This window comes from Cellvibrio polysaccharolyticus, from assembly GCF_015182315.1.
GTDB classification, from domain to species: domain Bacteria; phylum Pseudomonadota; class Gammaproteobacteria; order Pseudomonadales; family Cellvibrionaceae; genus Cellvibrio; species Cellvibrio polysaccharolyticus.
The window spans coordinates 975163-993475 of record NZ_PRDL01000001.1 but is presented as its reverse complement, the minus strand read 5'-3'; the positions used below and the strand labels follow the sequence as shown (position 1 = coordinate 993475).

The 18313-nt window shown below is 53.1% G+C and carries 16 protein-coding genes; 9 read left to right on the top strand and 7 right to left on the bottom strand.

Annotated features, from left to right (window positions below; translation table 11 throughout):
- The first annotated feature begins 170 nt into the window (after nucleotides 1–170).
- The 6 genes from C4F51_RS04225 to C4F51_RS04200 all read left to right on the top strand — a co-directional run bounded on the left by C4F51_RS04225 (nucleotide 171) and on the right by C4F51_RS04200 (nucleotide 8074).
- Nucleotides 171–1730 (top strand): glycosyl hydrolase family 18 protein, encoded by a 1560-nt coding sequence (locus C4F51_RS04225; RefSeq protein ID WP_193907451.1) that lies wholly within the window; start codon nucleotides 171–173, stop codon nucleotides 1728–1730.
- A gap of 175 nt (nucleotides 1731–1905) precedes the next feature.
- Nucleotides 1906–4371 (top strand): leucine--tRNA ligase, encoded by a 2466-nt coding sequence (gene leuS / locus C4F51_RS04220; protein WP_193907449.1) that lies wholly within the window; start codon nucleotides 1906–1908, stop codon nucleotides 4369–4371.
- A 66-nt stretch (nucleotides 4372–4437) separates the two neighbouring features.
- On the top strand, nucleotides 4438–4983 hold the full coding sequence (locus C4F51_RS04215) for an LPS-assembly lipoprotein LptE (RefSeq protein WP_193907447.1): 546 nt from the start codon (nucleotides 4438–4440) through the stop codon (nucleotides 4981–4983).
- A complete protein-coding gene (gene holA, locus C4F51_RS04210) occupies nucleotides 4964–6013 on the top strand; it encodes a DNA polymerase III subunit delta (RefSeq protein WP_193907445.1) in 1050 nt (349 codons plus the stop codon). The genes C4F51_RS04215 and holA overlap by 20 nt, the downstream gene beginning before the upstream one ends.
- A 57-nt stretch (nucleotides 6014–6070) precedes the next feature.
- Entirely contained in the window at nucleotides 6071–6874 is an 804-nt protein-coding gene (locus tag C4F51_RS04205) for a GDSL-type esterase/lipase family protein (RefSeq protein WP_193907443.1), read from the top strand.
- Nucleotides 6875–7084: 210 nt separating this feature from the next.
- Nucleotides 7085–8074: a GDSL-type esterase/lipase family protein gene (locus C4F51_RS04200; RefSeq protein ID WP_193907441.1), complete on the top strand. Its 990-nt coding sequence runs from the start codon at nucleotides 7085–7087 to the stop codon at nucleotides 8072–8074.
- 211 nt (nucleotides 8075–8285) lie between these two features.
- Here C4F51_RS04200 and C4F51_RS04195 read toward each other — a convergent pair whose 3' ends face one another.
- The 3 genes from C4F51_RS04195 to C4F51_RS04185 all read right to left on the bottom strand — a co-directional run bounded on the left by C4F51_RS04195 (nucleotide 8286) and on the right by C4F51_RS04185 (nucleotide 12431).
- A complete protein-coding gene (locus C4F51_RS04195) occupies nucleotides 8286–9149 on the bottom strand; it encodes a class I SAM-dependent methyltransferase (RefSeq protein ID WP_202987611.1) in 864 nt (287 codons plus the stop codon).
- A 176-nt stretch (nucleotides 9150–9325) separates the two neighbouring features.
- Complete coding sequence (locus C4F51_RS04190) at nucleotides 9326–11908, bottom strand: efflux RND transporter permease subunit (RefSeq protein ID WP_193907439.1); 2583 nt, start codon at nucleotides 11906–11908, stop codon at nucleotides 9326–9328.
- A 196-nt stretch (nucleotides 11909–12104) separates the two neighbouring features.
- Nucleotides 12105–12431, bottom strand: coding sequence for a SelT/SelW/SelH family protein (locus C4F51_RS04185; RefSeq protein WP_328701308.1), 327 nt, complete (start codon nucleotides 12429–12431; stop codon nucleotides 12105–12107).
- A 300-nt stretch (nucleotides 12432–12731) separates the two neighbouring features.
- Between C4F51_RS04185 and C4F51_RS04180 the strand changes: the two genes are divergently transcribed.
- Both C4F51_RS04180 and ppa read left to right on the top strand, forming a co-directional pair.
- Nucleotides 12732–13568 carry an FHA domain-containing protein gene (locus tag C4F51_RS04180; RefSeq protein WP_193907437.1) on the top strand — a complete coding sequence of 279 codons (837 nt, stop codon included), beginning with the start codon at nucleotides 12732–12734 and terminating at the stop codon, nucleotides 13566–13568.
- Between the two features lie 139 nt (nucleotides 13569–13707).
- Nucleotides 13708–14238, top strand: a complete 531-nt coding sequence (gene ppa, locus C4F51_RS04175) for an inorganic diphosphatase (protein ID WP_193907435.1) — start codon at nucleotides 13708–13710, stop codon at nucleotides 14236–14238.
- Between the two features lie 46 nt (nucleotides 14239–14284).
- On the opposite strand, the gene C4F51_RS04170 is transcribed toward ppa, so the two are convergent.
- Genes C4F51_RS04170 through C4F51_RS04155 form a run of 4 tightly spaced genes read right to left on the bottom strand, consistent with a single transcriptional unit; the run spans nucleotide 14285 to nucleotide 17840 of the window.
- Nucleotides 14285–14851: a hypothetical protein gene (locus C4F51_RS04170; protein WP_193907433.1), complete on the bottom strand. Its 567-nt coding sequence runs from the start codon at nucleotides 14849–14851 to the stop codon at nucleotides 14285–14287.
- A 46-nt stretch (nucleotides 14852–14897) separates the two neighbouring features.
- Complete coding sequence (cysE, locus tag C4F51_RS04165) at nucleotides 14898–15686, bottom strand: serine O-acetyltransferase (protein ID WP_235992274.1); 789 nt, start codon at nucleotides 15684–15686, stop codon at nucleotides 14898–14900.
- Nucleotides 15687–15723: 37 nt separating this feature from the next.
- The gene (locus tag C4F51_RS04160; protein ID WP_193907429.1) at nucleotides 15724–17136 is read right to left on the bottom strand and encodes an MFS transporter; all 1413 of its coding nucleotides are present in this window, start codon (nucleotides 17134–17136) and stop codon (nucleotides 15724–15726) included.
- Nucleotides 17133–17840: a M15 family metallopeptidase gene (locus tag C4F51_RS04155; protein WP_193907427.1), complete on the bottom strand. Its 708-nt coding sequence runs from the start codon at nucleotides 17838–17840 to the stop codon at nucleotides 17133–17135. Before C4F51_RS04155 ends, C4F51_RS04160 begins: the two co-directional genes overlap by 4 nt.
- A gap of 182 nt (nucleotides 17841–18022) precedes the next feature.
- On the opposite strand from C4F51_RS04155, the gene C4F51_RS04150 reads away from it, so the two are divergent.
- Complete coding sequence (locus C4F51_RS04150) at nucleotides 18023–18301, top strand: TfoX/Sxy family protein (protein ID WP_193907425.1); 279 nt, start codon at nucleotides 18023–18025, stop codon at nucleotides 18299–18301.
- Nucleotides 18302–18313 lie beyond the last annotated feature (12 nt).

The following is an 18313-nucleotide window of genomic DNA, read 5'->3' as shown; positions in this document are numbered from 1 at the left end:
GATCACCCTTACTATGATTTTTTGCGGGATTGACATCACCGGCGGGAATCCCACGTACCGGATTTAACCAATAAAAGCAGATTAGCCGGTTAATCATGTCTGCTAAAAAAACACCATGATGGATTGCATGACAGCCTCACCTTCAAATAACCATAAAGGTATTGGCAATCATGAAAATAGTAATAATAAAGTGGATTTCAACGTTACTTCTTGGCATTGGCATCAGTCATACGGCCTATGCGGTTAATTGTAATAACCTGCCAACCTGGAGTGGCAACCAAACCTACACCACAGGCAACCAGGTCAAACACCTTGGCTATGGCTACACGGCCAATTACTGGACGCAAGGTAATGACCCGGCGAGCTTTTCCGGCAACTGGCAACATTGGACCAACAACGGCGCCTGTGATGGCGGGGTAACCTCCAGCGCAGCCAGCAGCGCAAGCTCAACCAGTGCAGCCTCTTCAGTGCAATCCAGCCTTGTTAGCAGCGGCAACTGTCCTGCCTATGCTGCCGGCAGCAGCTATAACGCCGGCACTGTAGTCTCCAACGCGGGCGGCAATTACACCTGCACGGTTCCCGGCTGGTGCTCATCACCTGCAGCATGGGCTTACGCGCCCGGTACCGGCGCTCATTGGACGGAAGCCTGGAGTGCGGGCGGTTCTTGCGGCGGCACTCCGGGTTCGAGCAGTGCGTCTTCGGTTTCCAGTACGCCGCCGGTCAGTTCAAGCAGCTCCAGTGCCGCCAGCGGCAATTTCGAACTGGTGGGATATTGGGAAAACTGGCACTGGCCGATTCTCGCACCGGCGGATGTTCCCAACTACACCGTGCTGAACATCTCCTTCCCCCGTATTAATAATGATGGCTCACTGACGCTGACCAACGCCGACTTCACCCAGAACAACCCTACCGCAGCCCAGGTTGCAGCCGCCAAGGCGCAGGGCAAGAAAGTCCTGCTGTCCATTGGCGGTGCCACTACGCCGCTGGTGCTGGCCACCCAGGCGCATGAGGATAATTTTGTAAATTCCTTTATGGCGATTAAAAACTCACTGGGGCTGGACGGCATTGATATTGATACCGAAAAAGGGCTGTACACCGCGCCGAATGCACAAATCAATGAAACCAATCCGCAATACTCGGCGGATCATCTGGTGCGCGCCATCAAACGCCTTAAAGCCCATTACGGCACCTCTTTCCTCGTCACCATGGCACCGGAGACCGCCCATACCATCGGCGCCCAGTTGCCCGGTAATTGGCTGGGTCAATACAACTGGGGCGTGTACTTGCCATTGATGAATGCGCTGCGCAATGAAATTTCCTGGGTGCAAATGCAGTATTACAACAGCGGCAGCATGCCCGGCCGCAATGGCAACTTCTATAACGCCGCCACTCAGGACGGGCTGGTCGCCTGGACAGAAGCGCTGATTGAAGGCTTCCCGATTGCCAGCACCGGCGTGCAATACCAGGGTTTGCCAGCCAATAAGGTGGTGATCGGTTTGCCAGCATCCAACGCGCCCAGTGCCGCAGGCAGTGGTTATACCGACCCCACCGTGGTTAAAGCAGCCGTGCGATGCCTGCGCACCGGTAATTGTGGCAGCGGTTATAAACCGGCAAAAACCTACCCGGATTTACGCGGTTTGATGAGCTGGTCCGTTCAGGAAGACCGTCTGGTGAACTATTACTTCTCGAACAGCGTGAAAGCCTGTGCGGTGAATAATCAATGCCAATAAGTGATTGCCAGTAAGTGATGAAAAATACCCGTCTCTGCGCCATGCCATGGGCACAGAGACGGGCTGACGTCACCATTCCCGCCAGCCACCGCACAGACCCCTTCGCTTCTGTAAACCAAACCCCTATAATCGATGGCTTTTCCACAATTCATTAGCCACAAGGCCATTTATTCCAATGGAAGAGCAATACCTCCCCTCGCGTGTAGAAGCGGATGCCCAGCAATATTGGGATGCCAACCGCAGTTTTGAAGTTCACGAAGACCCATCCAAAGAAAAGTTTTACTGCCTGGCGATGTTTCCTTATCCCAGCGGCAAGCTACACATGGGGCACGTTCGCAACTACACCATTACCGACGTTATTGCCCGCTACAACCGCATGCTCGGCAAAAACGTGCTGCACCCGATGGGATGGGACGCCTTTGGCTTGCCGGCAGAAAATGCCGCACTTAAAAACCAGACCGCGCCAGCAACCTGGACTTATGCCAACTCCGACCATATGCGCGAACAACTGAAGCGCCTCGGTTTCGGTTTTGACTGGTCGCGCGAAGTAACCACCTGTAAGCCCGATTACTACAAATGGGAGCAATGGTTCTTTACTCGCCTGTACGAAAAAGGCCTGGTGTACAAAAAAATGGCCACCGTAAACTGGGATCCGGTTGACCAAACGGTATTGGCCAACGAGCAGGTTATTGACGGTCGCGGCTGGCGCTCCGACGCGCTGGTAGAGCGCAAGGAAATTCCGCAGTGGTTTATCAAAATCACCGATTACGCGGAAGAATTGCTGGATGACCTCGACAAACTGCCGCACTGGCCGGAGCAGGTTAAAACCATGCAGCGCAACTGGATCGGCAAAAGCCGTGGTCTGGAAATGCGCTTTGACCTGGAAAGCCCGGCAGGCGATTACGAAGGTTTTGAAATTTACACCACCCGTCCGGATACCCTGATGGGCGTGACCTATGTCAGCCTCGCCGCCGAGCACCCGATTTCCCGTTTGCTGGCTGAAGACAACAGCGAACTGGCTGCATTTATTGCCGACTGTAAAGTGCAATCAGTAGCCGAAGCCGATATGGCGACCATGGAAAAACGCGGTATGGATACCGGCATCAAAGCCCTGCATCCGATTACCGGCGAACCGGTTTCTGTGTGGGTGGCCAACTATGTGCTGATGGACTACGGTTCAGGCGCGGTAATGGCGGTGCCAGCACACGACCAGCGCGATTACGAATTTGCCAAAAAATATAACCTGCCCATCCAGCAAGTGGTTGCGCCGCAAAACGGCGAAGCCATTGATCTGGACAACGTGGCTTTCACTGAAAAAGGCGTGCTGGTCAATTCCGGCGAATACGACGGCCTTGATTTCAATGCCGCCTTCGATGCCATTGCCGAAACCCTGCAAGCGGCGAAAAAAGGCCAGGTCAAAGTTAACTACCGCCTGCGCGACTGGGGTGTTTCCCGTCAGCGTTACTGGGGCGCGCCAATCCCCATGTTCAACCTGCCGGACGGCGGTGAAATTCCGGTGCCTGCGCACAAGCTGCCGGTGTTGCTGCCGGAAGACGTGGTAATGAACGGTGTTCATTCGCCGATCAAAGCCGATCCGGAATGGCGTAAAGCCGAACTGGACGGCCAACCGGTGGAGCGCGAAACCGATACCTTCGATACCTTTATGGAATCCAGCTGGTATTACGCCCGCTACACCTGCCCGAACTTTGAAGGCGGCATGCTCGACAAGGCCGCGGCTGATTACTGGCTGCCGGTTGATCAGTATGTTGGCGGTATCGAACACGCCATCTTGCACCTGCTCTACTCCCGCTTCTTCCACAAGCTGATGCGTGACGAAGGTCTGGTCAGTTGCGACGAGCCCTTCGAGCGCTTGCTCTGCCAGGGCATGGTACTGAAAGACGGTACCAAGATGAGCAAATCCAAAGGGAACACCGTTGACCCGGAAGAATTGATCAACCTCTACGGCGCCGACACGGTTCGCCTGTTCTCCATGTTCGCGGCGCCGCCGGAACAAAGCATGGAGTGGAGCGATTCCGGCGTTGAAGGTGCCAACCGCTTTATCCGTCGTTTGTGGAAATCGGTCGATGGTCACGTCGCCGCAGGCACACCGGGCAAACTCGATGCCGCCACCCTGCCGGATGCGCAAAAAGACCTGCGCCGCAAAACCCACGAAACCATCGCCAAGGTCAGCGACGATTACGGCCGCCGCCAAACCTTTAACACCGCGATTGCCGCGGTTATGGAATTGCTGAACGAAATCAGCAAACTCTCTGACCGTGCCAACCCGCAGGGGCTGGCGGTTGAGCGCGAAGCGCTGGAAGCGGCGATTTTGTTGTTAGCGCCGATCATTCCGCATGCGTCCCACGCACTGTGGCAAGCACTGGGTCATCAGGACACCATTCCGCTGGATGCCCCCTGGCCCAAGGTCGATGACAATGCACTGGTTCGCTCCAGCATTGAAGTGGTGGTGCAGGTTAACGGCAAAGTGCGCAGCAAACTGGATGCACCGGTCGATGCCCCCAAAGAAACCCTGGAAGCGATGGCACTGGCTCAGGATAACGTGCAGAAGTTTCTCGACGGCATCACCGTGCGTAAGGTGATTGTTATCCCGAACAAGTTGGTCAATATTGTTGCCAATTAATCGTCGGCCCGGGGCAACCCGGGCGTCACTGACCGCTGCCGGTCAGCCTTCACTTGTGGATGCTTTATGATGCGACTCACGCTCTGTCTTTTTCTCGCCCTTCTTACCACCGCGTGCGGCTGGCAATTGCGCGGCTCGTCCAGTATTCCGCAAGCGTTGGAACGTATTTATTTAACCTCTTCCGATGAGCACAGCCCATTAACCACTGACGTTCGTCAGGTGTTACTGACCAACAAAGTGGTCATCACCGAAAACTCCAGTGACGCACCGCTAAGCTTGCGTGTTCTGGAAGAAAACATTGATCGCCGCACTGCAGCCGTAGGCGCCGATGCGCTGACCAGCGCCTTTGAACTTTACATGACCGTCGGTTATGAAGTGCGTGACAAGCAAGGTGAGTTGTTAGCGCAGCCCGCCACCGCAAGCATTACGCGTATCTACAATTACAACCCCAACGACGCCGCCAGTAGCGCCCGCGAAGAAACCTTGCTGGTGCGTGAGATGCGCCAGGACCTGGCAGGGCAATTGATTCGCAGAGTCAACGCACTCTACAGCGATAGCCTGAAGCAAACGCCAAACGCCCAATCGGAAACCGATGCCAAAACTGCGCCCTGAACAATTGGGCGCCGCCCTCAGCAAAGGCCTGGCTCCCATTTACCTGATTAGTGGCGACGAGCCTTTACTGGTTCAGGAAGCCTGCGATCAAATACGCCGCGCCGCACGCGACCGGCAATTCAATGAACGCGAGCTCTACCACGGCGATGCCAACTTTGATTGGAACCAGGTATTGTCGTCCGCCAACAGCCTGTCTTTATTCGCCGATAAAAAAATTATTGAATTGCGCATTGCCTCCGGTAAACCCGGTGACAAAGGCAGTAAAGTGATCAGCGAATACGCGGCGATGCCGTCTGACGATAATTTATTATTAATCGTCACGCCAAAACTTGATGCCGCAGCGCAAAAAAGCAAATGGTTAAAAGCCATTGAAGATCGCGGCATTCACGTACAAATTTGGCCGATTACGCCAGCACAGCTGCCTCGCTGGATTGGTACCCGCTTACAACAAGTCGGGTTGCACGCAGACAGCAGCGCGATTGACTTGCTGGCGTCACGGGTGGAAGGCAACCTGCTGGCTGCCGCACAGGAAATTGAAAAGCTGACCCTGCTGACCACGGATAAAACCATCAGCCATGAATTAATGGCCAGTGCCGTTGCCGACAGCGCCCGTTATGATATTTTTGGCCTCACCGACAAAGCCTTATATGGCGATGCCCGTGCCGCCGTGAAAACCTTGCACGGCCTGAAAACCGAAGGCACCGAACCTATCACGATTCTCTGGGCACTTACCCGGGACATTCGCGCCCTGGTGCAAATTTCAATGGCAACCGCGCAGGGGAAAAATATTGAGATGGCAGCCAAACAGGCTGGCATTCGCGACAAGCGCTTACCCTTGATTCGCGCCGCCTTGCAGCGTTTGAAACCGGCACAATTGCAAATGCTGCTGCGCAAAGCCAATGCCATTGATAAAGCCATCAAAGGCATGCGCAACGCCGAACCCTGGGATGAACTGTTGGATCTGTTGCTGAATATCGCCGGGGTTAACAGTTTGCACCCGGCCAATGATCGCCTGACATTAAGAATTTAAACAATACCGATTTGAAAATCGGAACAACAAAAACGCAATTTATCCGGAGCAAAAAACATGACATATCGGTCAATACTTTCTCTGAAATCCTTACCCGTTGTTTGCGGTTTACTGGCAGCCTTAATGCTGGCCGGTTGCAGCAAAGACGCATCGGATACGTCAGCCACAACAACCCCTGCAACCGAAGCCGCTGCAAACAACGGCCCCAAGGCCACCACCCCCAAACCGCGCGATCAGGAATACGAGTGGATGTCGGTTGCAGAGTGGCACGAACGTTTTCAGGATGACGTAAAAATTGCCAAAGAAGGTAATGTGGGCTTGCTCTTTGTAGGCGACTCCATCACTCAGGGCTGGCCGTCACCACTGTGGGAAAATTCCTTTGGTGCGTATAACCCGGCCAACTTCGGCATTGGTGGCGATCACACCGGCAACGTGCTGTGGCGTTTGCAAAATACTGATCTCAGCAACCTGCACCCGAAAGTGATCGTACTGCTGATTGGTGTTAATAATTTTTTCCATAACAACGACCAGCCGGAAGATGTATTTCAGGGCGTTAAAGCGGTCGTGGATTTACTGCGCATTGAATTTCCGGATGCAAAAATTCTGTTAAACGGCATTTTACCGCACAAGGAAAATGCCGATGACCCGATGCGTCAGATGATTATTGAAACCAATCAAAAAATTCTGACATTGGGTGATCACACCCATATTTACTATCGTGATTATGGCTCATTGTTTTTGGCAGAAGATGGCTCGATTCCCAAGGAGCTGATGCCGGACTCGCTGCACCCCGCAGAGCCGGGTTACGTAATTTGGGCAGATGCCATGCTGCCGCAAATTCAGGTCTGGATGGAAGAATAAACCGCTCTCGCCCACCCACGATAAAGCACCGGCACATCATTTTTATTGCCGGTGCAGTTTTCCCCTCTCTTTTTGTCGCGAACTAACATGACCCGATTAACCCCTATCAACATTCCTTTTGTTGCGTTCTTTGTGAGCGCCCTTTTAGCTCTGGCTGGCTGCTCTTCGGAAAAAAAAGCGGACGGCGCTACAGCCATTGAGGAAAAATCCGTGATCTTTATTCCCGCAACCGATGCACGTATCGCCGTTGTTGGCAGAAGCGCCACCCATGACGATAACAGCATTCATTTTGCTTACCCGGGTGTGAGCCTGAACCTGGCAACCACCGCCTCCGAATTAACCTTGCACATTCAGAGCAGCTCCGAAGACAGCTTTATTGATGTAGACGTGTCAGGGCAACCTTCGCAAATAGTCCGCGTACCGGCAGACCAAAGCGGTGTTGTTATTCGCACGGGCAATACGGGCGAGGCACAGACTATTCGCGTGACGCACCGTGGCGAAACCTGGCACGGACTTTTGTCGGTGAGCGGCCTGACATTGAAAGACGGCGAATTGTTAGCAGCACCATCATTGCCGGAGCGCAAAATGCTGGTACTGGGCGATTCGGTAACTTGTGGCGAGGCTATCGAGCGGCAGGCGTCCTGTAAAAAAGACAGTAGCTGGTGGAATGCCCGCTTGTCTTACGGCATGTTAATCGGTGAAGCGCTGAACGCGCAGGTGAATCTGGTATGTTACGGCGGCCGCGGTCTGGTAAGAAGCTGGAATGGCCGCACCGACGAATTGAACTTGCCGGATTACGCCGAGCTGGCTATCGCCAGCGCCGAAAACCCGATCCGCTGGGATCACAACCGTTACACACCGGATCTGATTCTCAGCGCGATAGGAACCAATGATTTCAGTGAAGGTATTCCTGAAGCCGAGCATTATATTGAAACCTACCTGACACTGATTGAGCGGCTTCATAGCCTGCACCCCAACGCGACCATTGCAGTCACCGAGGGCGCTATTTTAAATGGTGAGAAAAAAACAGCCTTGCAAGGTTATCTGCAGCAAATTGCACAACGCAGTGACGTGCCTGTGCAGGTAATACCGGCGACCTGGTACCCGGGTGACGACTGCGATGCCCACCCCACCAAAGCACAGCACGCCGCTATGGCGAATGATCTTGCACCCGTGCTGCGTGAATTAATGAGCTGGTAGTATTGCAGGCACTGGCGGTGTGTTGCTGATGTGCCACAGCGGATTTAATTGCATGGGTGGAAATGATTGTAAATAGCGATTTTATGATTCGACAATCGAGATTGTGGTACCCTAGGCACCAGAGTCATCTGAAACACGCCCGATTCAGACTGATTTCTTTTAAAAAATCCCGACGCTTGTCGGGATTTTTTTCTTTCCAGCCTCGAAAAACTCAGGGTTTGACGAATTTCAGGGTCATACGGTCACTTTCGCCAATTGCCAGATACTTTTCGCGATCCTGATCACCCTGCCGCAAAGTCGGTGGCAAGGTCCAGACACCGGACGTATAGTCAGCGGTATCTCGCGCATTGGCATTCACCTCAGAACGCGCCTCCAAACGAAAACCGGCTTGCTCTGCCAGCCGTACAATAAAGCTTTCGTGCATATAGCCACTGGATGCCTGCTTGTCTTCACTGTCAGCAGCCGGAAGGCGATGATCTACCACCCCGAGAATGCCGCCACTTTTCAGCGTTTTATGAAACTCGCGAAATACCGCCAGGACATTTTCTTCGCCGCCATTCATATACCAGTTATGCACGTTGCGGAAGGTCAAAATTCGATCAACGCTGCCTGCGTCTGCAATTTTTAACTGTGCCGGTGGTGCAAAGGCGATTACCGACACCTGATCATACAGTGCCGGCGCAGCAGCAATTTTTGAATCAAAGGTGGCGCGGGCTTTTTGAAAAAAACCGACCTCGGAATCTGCCGGGAAATGCGCAGCGATCAACTTGCCGTCCTTACGCAACAGCGGCGCAAGAATTTCTGTATACCAGCCACCCGCACCGGGCCACACTTCTACCACAGTCATACTCGGCTGTACGTCAAAAAATTGCAGGATTTCGACCGGGTGACGATACACATCCCGCGCCTTGTTCGTTTCGGAACGGTGTTCGGCTTTCACCGCGGCGGCCAGAGCGTCTGACGGTTGTGCCGCCGCAAGCCCGGAAGAAAAACCGATGACCAGCGCGGTGAGAATCCCTTTGCCGATTAATCCGTGGCGTTGCACTTGGGTTGAAATGGAAACAAGATGTCGCATGCTTTTTACTCCTGTTTTATGTATGAAAAACCTCGGGACTATTTATAGAAAACCTCGGGCCTACCTATAACAAACCTCGGGACTATTTATAAAAAACCGGCAAGTCCTGATGATAAAAAACCCCGTGCATCCTGAAATACACGGGGTTTGAAAAGATCACCGACGCAGAGAAACCATCACTGCTCTTTACCCAGCGGCTTGACGATCAGAATCAGCTTGGGCAAGAGCGTGAGCGAACCCAGCAACGCCGCGATCATCGCGATAGCGGTAAATACCCCGAAGTAAATTGACGGGATAAATTGTGACAGCGCCAGAATCGAGAAGCCAACCACAATGGTAATGGCGGTGTAATAGAGCGCACGACCAATCGACGCATGGGAGTTGTGCATCGCCTCCACATAATTACCCGTTGCGGCAAACTCTTTGCGGAAACGGTAGATGTAGTGAATCGCGTGATCCACACCGATACCGACCGTAATAGCCGCAATGGTGATGGTCATCATATCCAGCGGTACACCCGCCAGGCCCATACCGCCCAGTACCACACTCGCGGCCAACATGTTCGGCAAAATCGCAATCAACGACAAACTGACCGAGCGGAACAGCACGATAAACATCAACATAATGCCCACAAATACCGCACCCATGGTGGCGATTTGTGATTGAAACAGACTTTGCAGCATGTTGTTATAGAGCACCAGCATGCCGGTGAAATGCACTTGTTCCGGCTGGAAGCCCACTTCATTAACCGCGTAGTTGCGAATTTTTTCTACCAGCTCAACCCGTTTCAATTCCGGGCTGGTTTCCATTACCCGCAGGGTAATTCTGGCCTGATTGTGCTCATCGCTAAGATAGGGTTTTACCAGAAAATTACTAATCTCTTCAGACAGCATGTTACGCACAACACCCAACTCAAAATTATTGAGACGGCCGCCGTTGATGTCTTCTGCAATCTCATAAAAGGTTGCCAGCGAGTTCACCTTGCCCACTTCCGGCAAGGATTCCAGGTAAAGATGCAGTTTGCGAATTTCATCCAGACCGGCGAGCGAAAACCAGTAGCTTTCCGGGGCACTGCTACCTTCGCTGGCGAAGGCATCATCCGAGAAAGGATCATCACCAAAGGGATCATCTTCGTCAAAGGCGCCTTCTGCAAAAGCATCTTCTGCAGCGGCACCGTCGTCCGCAAACGGATCATCGTCTTCGGTTGTGGTGTTATCGGTGCTGGCGGTTTGCGCGCTGGTGACGACCGGATTGACATCCAGCAAAATTTCCAACGAAACCGTGCCGCCCAGCTGTTGGTCGATAACCGACATGCCCTGATAAATTTCAGTGTGTTTGTGGAAGTAATCAATAAAGCGATTTTCGACTTCCAGTTTGCTCATCCCGTAAATACTGACAATGGCCGCAACCACACTGACGGCAACGACTTTACTACCGTGATTTTCAGCAATGCGGGAAAAGCGCAGAGTAAAGGCTGCACTGTTGTCTTTCTTATCTTTCGCCTCGCCTTTGGGCAAAAGCATCAGCGTCGCCGGCAAAATAAGGAAAGCCAGCAACATCGCGAGGCTCAGGCCGATACTCATCATCCAACCGAAATCCATCACCGGACGAATATCGCTGACCACCAGCGAAACAAAAGCCACGATTGAGGTAATCACTGTGTAAAAGCATGGCAGCGCCATAAACTTTACGGTTTCCCACACCAGTTGTTGTTTGTCCCAGCCGGGGTTTTCGGCATGAAACTCCCGGTAGCGCACCACCAGATGGATGGTGATCGCCAGCGTCATGATCAATAACAAGGCGACAAAATTGGACGAGATAACGGTGAGGCGCCAGTCAATCCAGGCCAGCCAGCCCAGCATCATTAATACCGTAGCGACGCAGATGAATAACGGCAGCAAGACAAAGCGCAGCTGTCGGAAAATAACAGCGAGAATCAGCACAATGAATAACAAAATGGCGGAACCAAAAATCACCAGATCACTTTTGATGTAAGCAATCATATCGGCGGTAATCATACTGACGCCGCCGACAAACAAACGTGCTTCGCTCTGGTAACCGGCAACAATGTTGCGCACTTGCTCAACCCGCGCGTGGTCTTTGGCGGTCAGCTGTGTGCGGTAATCCAAAAATTCCTGGCTGACTTTTTCAAGCTCTGCGGCTTCGGCACTGTCCAGCCCTTCTTTTTTACTCTTCAAACGCAGCGCATCGCGGTGTCTGACCAGGTCAATGTAATGGTTGTCGACTTTCAGATTGAGCAGCAGCGCCGTGGTACGACCATCCGGCCCGAGAATCAGGCTGCGGTAAATGGGGCTGGTGAGAAATTCCTGCCGCACCATGTCACGATCAACACCTTCGGTGAGCAGTGTACGGGTAGATTCTTTTTGCTCGGCAAGGCTGCGACGCGGGCTGTAAAGCAGCGGCACATCAATCATGGAGACAACATTTTCCACGCCCTGCACCTGGATCAGTTCATCACGCAGGCGTTGCATAACTTCAATGGAATGGTCTGAAAACAGGTCGCCGTTAGGTGTGTAAGTAACCACCAACACATCGCCATATTGATAGCGCTGGTTGATCTCCCGGAAGTAATCAATGTCGGTATCGTTTTCGAGGGTTAACGAATCGGCAGAGGCATCCAGTTTGAAGTTGGGCAGACCGATAACCGCGACGATGGTGATCAGCAAAATAGCAATCAGCGTTGCGACAGGATGGGCGATGATTAACGAGCGGTATAAAGCAGACAATCGTTGCAGCATGTGTTTACCCTGGCTCCATTAAGCGGGAAAAACAATCGGGATGAACGCGATCACTCAGGCTGCCAGCGATAATTTTCGCCGGGGAGTCCAATCCGGCAAGATGTTCAATAAACAATCAGACAGGCGTAATGATCGGTCAAGTGAAGGTTCGCCATTATGGATGACTCACCTGTGAATGCAAATAAAACCCGACCGCTTATAGCGGTGGCGGGTTCGCTTTGGTATCGCTGTGTCCCAGGTCACGATCCGGGCTGACGATATCCCGCACGCGCTGTTTGAGCACTTTGGCCTCGGGAAACCCGCCATCGCGCTGCCGCTCCCACACCAGCATATCATTCACCCAGATAGCAAAAACACCACCGCTGCCAGGATGCAGGGCTACCTCGTCCAGCTCGTCGGGAAAACTGCCCAGCAGCTCCTGCGCCAGCCAGGCCGCTCGCAACATCCAGCGGCAGAGGTTGCAGTAGTGAATGATCACTTTGGTTTTCGCCACCGGCGGAGCCGAAAAATCGTCAAAAGGCACAGATTACTCCTTGATAGAAATCAATTTTATCGAACAGGTATCAAAATCCACATGGGCATACATGTTAAGCTCGCGGCTGTTTCTGACCCACTACGAAACGCTTTATTGCAAACCCTGTTATGACGAACCATGAAAGTCTGAAAAAACACCGCCACGGCTGAGGGTTTTTCAGAGTTTCCTCAAGGCTATAGTGACGATTATAACGTGCCTTGCCGCCCATGGCTGGCCCGCTATGCTGTAACGAATCGGTGAGGAGCAAAGCGGCAGCCTGCCATCTCACGCCTTCTGCGGAAAATCCCCATGCTGAAACTTCAATTCAGTGATAACCATCGCGAACCTGTCTGGGTTGTTGAGAAGCTGTTTACCATTGGCAGCCAACCCGGCAACCACCTGGTACTGACTCACCCCTCGGTAGAGCCGGTACATGCCCGGCTGATTCAGGAAAATAATCGCTTTTATCTCAAAGACAACAACAGCAAAAGCGGTTGCTTTGTGAATGAGCAGCGGGTTACTCACAAGGAAATTGTGCCCGGCGACCGAATCCGGCTGGGGACGATTCAAATACAAGTACTGGAGCCCGGTGCGGATATTTCCGGCGAAGATGAGAATTTGCAGTGGCAACTGGTGAGCGACAACAGCCTGCTTGCCAACACCTCATTCACCCTGCCCAATGACCGACCGGTGATTGTCGGGCGGGATAATCAATGCGATATCGTACTGGCCGCCACCTACCTGTCCCGTCAGCACACCCGGCTTGAAGTGGCGGGTGACAAAGTGAAAGTGACCGATTTGTCCTCTGCCAACGGCACCTTCATTAATGAACAACCGGTAGATTCCTACCTGGCCAGTGCCGGTGACCGGTTGCGGGTGGATATTTATACCTTTCGCCTGGTGGCGCCTGACCCGGACGCTATCAGTCGGGCGCGTTTGCGAGCCACCATTCAATCGCTGGCCAAACCGGTAGAGCGCAAGCAAGCCGACACCAACCCCAAACGCTGGAAAACCCGCCCCACCTCGCCCGGCAATCGGGTCGAGACGCCGCTGCCCGGTCGCCCTGCTATTGCGATTAAATGGGCTGCCATTGCCGCGCTGGCGGTGCTGGTTGCAGCGCTTGTTATCTTATGGTTTGGCCGCTGATCGGCGCTCACCACAAAGGCCCGGCCAAATAACCTGACGCGCGGCCAAACTTCCTACCTACCGAGGATTGAGCCGCTCTGGCAGTGTGGTAGAATTCGCGACCTTTAATTAAATCACCCCTTGAATCCGGTAGAACAATATGAGCCTTGAACTGGTACCTGCAGGCAAAAGCTTGCCTGATGACTTTAACGTTGTTATCGAAATTCCTGCCAACAGCTCCATCAAATACGAAATCGACAAAGACAGCAGTGCTTTGTTTGTTGACCGTCTGGTAGCCACATCCATGCACTACCCGTGCAACTACGGCTACATCCCCAACACCCTGTGTGGTGATGGCGATGCGGCTGACGTGCTGGTGGTTTTCCCGCAACCGATTCAGGCCGGTGCTGTAGTGCGCTGCCGCCCGATTGGCGTGCTGAAAATGACTGACGAATCCGGTGACGATGCGAAAATTCTCGCCGTACCGCACGACAAGCTGACTTCCATTTACAGCAAAGTGCAATCCACTTCTGATCTGCCGGAAATTATCCTGTCCCAGATCGAACACTTCTTTGAACACTACAAAGATCTGGAAAAAGGCAAGTGGGTAAAAGTACAAGGCTGGGAAGGTCTGGAAGCAGCGCGTAAAGAAATTCAGGAAGCTGCAGAACGTTATCAGAGCAGCAAGTAATCTGATTGCGGATGTCAGGGTGTTCGCACCCTGACCATCTGTCAGGTCAATTTTCAGTAATTTGTGAAGTTAACGCCGTTGGCTCTGGCACAATCACGTCCCAATCTGCAATAGCGACCACGGTTTCTGCAACCGGCGGACGCTCGCTATGTCGCAACAAACTCTCCCCTACCGGCGCCAGACCAAAATCCGGAATATCCAGCAATAATTCAGGCTGTGTTTTTTTCTCGGCATCATCCAGTAAATCGCCTTCTTGCGGGCGTAAACTGATCGCACCGGTATCAATAGCAATCGCTTCAACCGCCTGACGTTCAGACGGCCGCAACAGCAAAACGCCCACTGGCGCGAGCGTTAAACTGCTGCCGGGCGAGGGTTGCGCTGCGGTGGGGCGAACATCAACACGAGCTCCCGCTTTTAATAAAACTGCGCGGTACTTTTCCGCTTCTGCGGCACTGACTTTGCGTTTGACAGGCACCGGCCTGCCAGAAAAAAGTTGTTCAATGCGTGCCGCGTCAGCTTTGAATAATTGTTGCAAGCGGGCTTTTACATCAGCCAATTGCTGGCCGATAACAATGTCGCCGCGAAAAATAATGTCGAATTCCGTATCGCTCATGCAATTTCTACCCGGATGTTTTGTTTATTAATAAATATTGGTCGGTTCAGGCATCATCACCCAGTTGATGGTCCATATCCAGAGCCGGCTCATCAACACGTGGCCGCCCGACCAACCGGGCAGGAACACCGGCGACGGTGGTGTGCGCATCGACCGAGTGCAACACCACGCTGCCCGCACCGATTTTGGCGCCTTCGCCAATTTCTATATTGCCAAGAATTTTTGCGCCCACGCCAATCAATACGCCGCGACGAACTTTGGGATGGCGATCACCCTTGGATAAACCGTTGCCGCCCAGCGTAACGCTGTGCAACATCGACACATTATCTTCAATAACCGCCGTTTCACCGATAACAATCCCGGTGGCATGGTCGAGCATAATACCGCTACCGATATGCGCCGCCGGGTGAATATCCACATCAAACACCTGGGAGATAAGATTTTGCAAAAAGAGCGCCAGCGGATAGCGCTGCTGCTGCCACAACCAGTGCGCAACCCGCCAGGATTGCAACGCATGGTAGCCCTTGAAAAATAACAACGGCAGCAAATAACGGTCGCACGCCGGGTCGCGTTCGCGGTGAGCTTGAATATCGCGGCGCATGGCCGTTTCAATACTGTCATCAGCGGCCAGCGCCATCGCAAAAACATCGCGAATCACCAGCGCTGGCATCGCCGGCGTATCCAGTTTATTGGCAAGATGAAAACTGATCGCGGCAGCAAAACTGCTGTGGTTTAAAATAGCCGCGTGATAAAAACTGGCCAGCACCGGTTCTTCGGCAGCCGATTGCACAGCCTCTTCACGAATCACCGCCCATACGTCAATCTGATTATTCAATCGCTGCAATTCCTGTTTCCCATTCGCGGCTGCATTACTACGACCTCGCCTCGTGTGCAGGCGTTTTTTCGTTGGCCCATAACAACAGCGCCAGCCCGACCAGCAAAAATACAATCAGGGCGCACATCCCAAGGCGTGCCGATTGCGTGTACCAGGTAATGGTGGCAACCGACAAAGGCGCAAGGAAAGACGTCACCCGCCCCGATAACGCATACAAACCAAAATAGCGCCCGGCTTCATCGGCTGAAACGCGGTCAGCCAACCAGGAGCGGGAGGATGCCTGTACCGGGCCAAACGCCAGGCCGATCAGCATACCAAAAATTACGTAGGCTTTTTCGGCACCGGTGCTGAACAAACCTTCGCCGTTCACCTCGGCAAATTGCCACCAGCCAAATAGTGTGTAACCCGGCCCGGTAGAAATAATACCGATACAAGCCAGCGTCAAACACACCAGACCCAGCACAATCACGCGCTCGGAACCGGTTTTCACCGCAAGCCGACTGGCCATATAACAACCACCAATGGCAACGATTAATAACATGATGCCGTACAGCCCCATTTCCAGGGTTTGCCAACCGAACATGCCCGCCGCAAAAGTACCGCCCAACGCCAACAAACCGTTTACGCCGTCCTGATAAATCATGCGGGCAATTAAAAAGCGAAAAATAATCGCCCGTTCGCGCATCGCGCGAAACGTTCCGAGCAGCTCGTTAAAGCCGGCCGATATCGCTCGCCGTAAAGGCAGGCCGGCAGCGTGATCCGGCGTAAACAAAAACATCGGCAAAATAAAAATCAAATACCAGAGTGCCGCATAAGGGCCGGTAATGCGCGCATCTTCGCCGGCCGCAGGGTCCAGCCCCCAAAGCGGCGCGATGCCCAACAAGGTTTTGCCCGTTGCAGGATCGGCAGCCAGTAACAACAGCACACTGAACAGCACCACCAAACCACCGGCATAACCCAACCCCCAGGCAAGATTGGAAATTCGACCCGTGCGCGACGCAGGCGCCAAACCCGGTAACAGCGAATCATTAAAAACAATCGAGAACTCGGCGGCCACGGTGGCCAACACAATGCACAAGGCCGGCAGCAGCAATGACGAACCCGGCGCAGCCCACCACAAGGCCGCCAGGCTGAGAATTTTAATAATGGCGAAACCGGCAATCCACGGTTTGCGCGCCCCGGAAGCATCAGCAATAGAACCCAGCAAGGGTGACAGCAACGCGATAACAACACCCGATACCGTGACCGTGTAACCCCAGGCGGCCTGCCCCGCCACCGGATTTTCTGCCAGACGGGACACAAAATAAGGGCCGAAAATAAACGTAATAATGACCGTAAAAAAAGGCTGCGCCGCCCAGTCAAATAGCATCCAGCTAAAAACGCCTTTGCCTTTTATCGCAGGCGACGGCTCGGGTATTGCTGAGGAAGATTCCGACGCGATGTTACTCATACCTGAATTCCTTCTGGCACATCGACCACCACGAAACGCTGATATATTTCATCGAAATGCGCCAACACCGTTGCTTTGGCGCCGATATCCAGGCCTGCAATCAGCGCACGCAGTGCGTCTTTATTTAATTGCCGGGAAAACCGCGACGCCAGCGGTGCATAACTGATGTGCCATGGCTCCGGCGCAACGCCGCCACGGTCAACCGCATAAGGGCGATAAAAACCAAATGTTTCTCCGCGTGCAAGGCTCTTATCAAACCACGCGTGAAATGCAGCAAAAGGCCCACTGCCCTCACATTCTTCGCAGGTTAACTGCACGCGGTAATCGTCCGGCACCGCTGCACGATCATAAATATCCAGATCCGTCCCCCAGTGGTGACGGGAAGTGCCGGGCAGTGCCGACCAGCGCAACACCGCCATCACAGTGTCATATTCATTCAAGCGGAAAATATCCAGCGGATTACCCTGCAAATCGAGCACCGGCCGCACCCCGGTGAGTTTTTCATTCCAGATTAAACATTGCCGTTCAACGCTGCGATAACTACTGGCAACCGCGATGTCAAAGCCGGCCTCACGGGCGGAAGAACAGAGCGACAAAAATGGCTGTGCTGCCTCGGGCTGGATAAGACAAGACGGCGCATCCAGTGTTAATAATTGGCAAGCTTCCGGCAAAAAAGCGTCATCGGAAGGGAGGGAATGGCTCATGCAGCGCGTCCTGTTTTTTTAAAATGTTGGCAATAATTCACAATTGCGCGGGAAAATCTCCGCTGTGCCCTGAAAAATTTGCGCTCCTGCCGGAAGTATGTAATATGGCCGATGGCAGTAAATGGAGATTTACTCCTGCCACTCAAACAATAAAAGTAATAATAAACCGGAGCGTGCATCTCATGACAATCAGTCATAGCGAGTTACTTCAATTAAAAAATCTGGGCATGGCGTCCGTTAATATTCTTCACGCCGTTGGCATCAACACCTGCGATGAATTACGTCGCACCGGTGCGGTGGAAGCCTACCGAAAAATCAAAGCCCGGGATATCAATGTTTCCAAAGTCATGTTGTATGCCCTGCAAGGTGCATTGATGGACGTGCATTGGAATGATTTGCCACCGGGCCTCAAAGAAGAACTGGTGACCGAAGCGGGCCAGGAAAATCTCTACGAAGCCTGAGCGCTGAAGCGG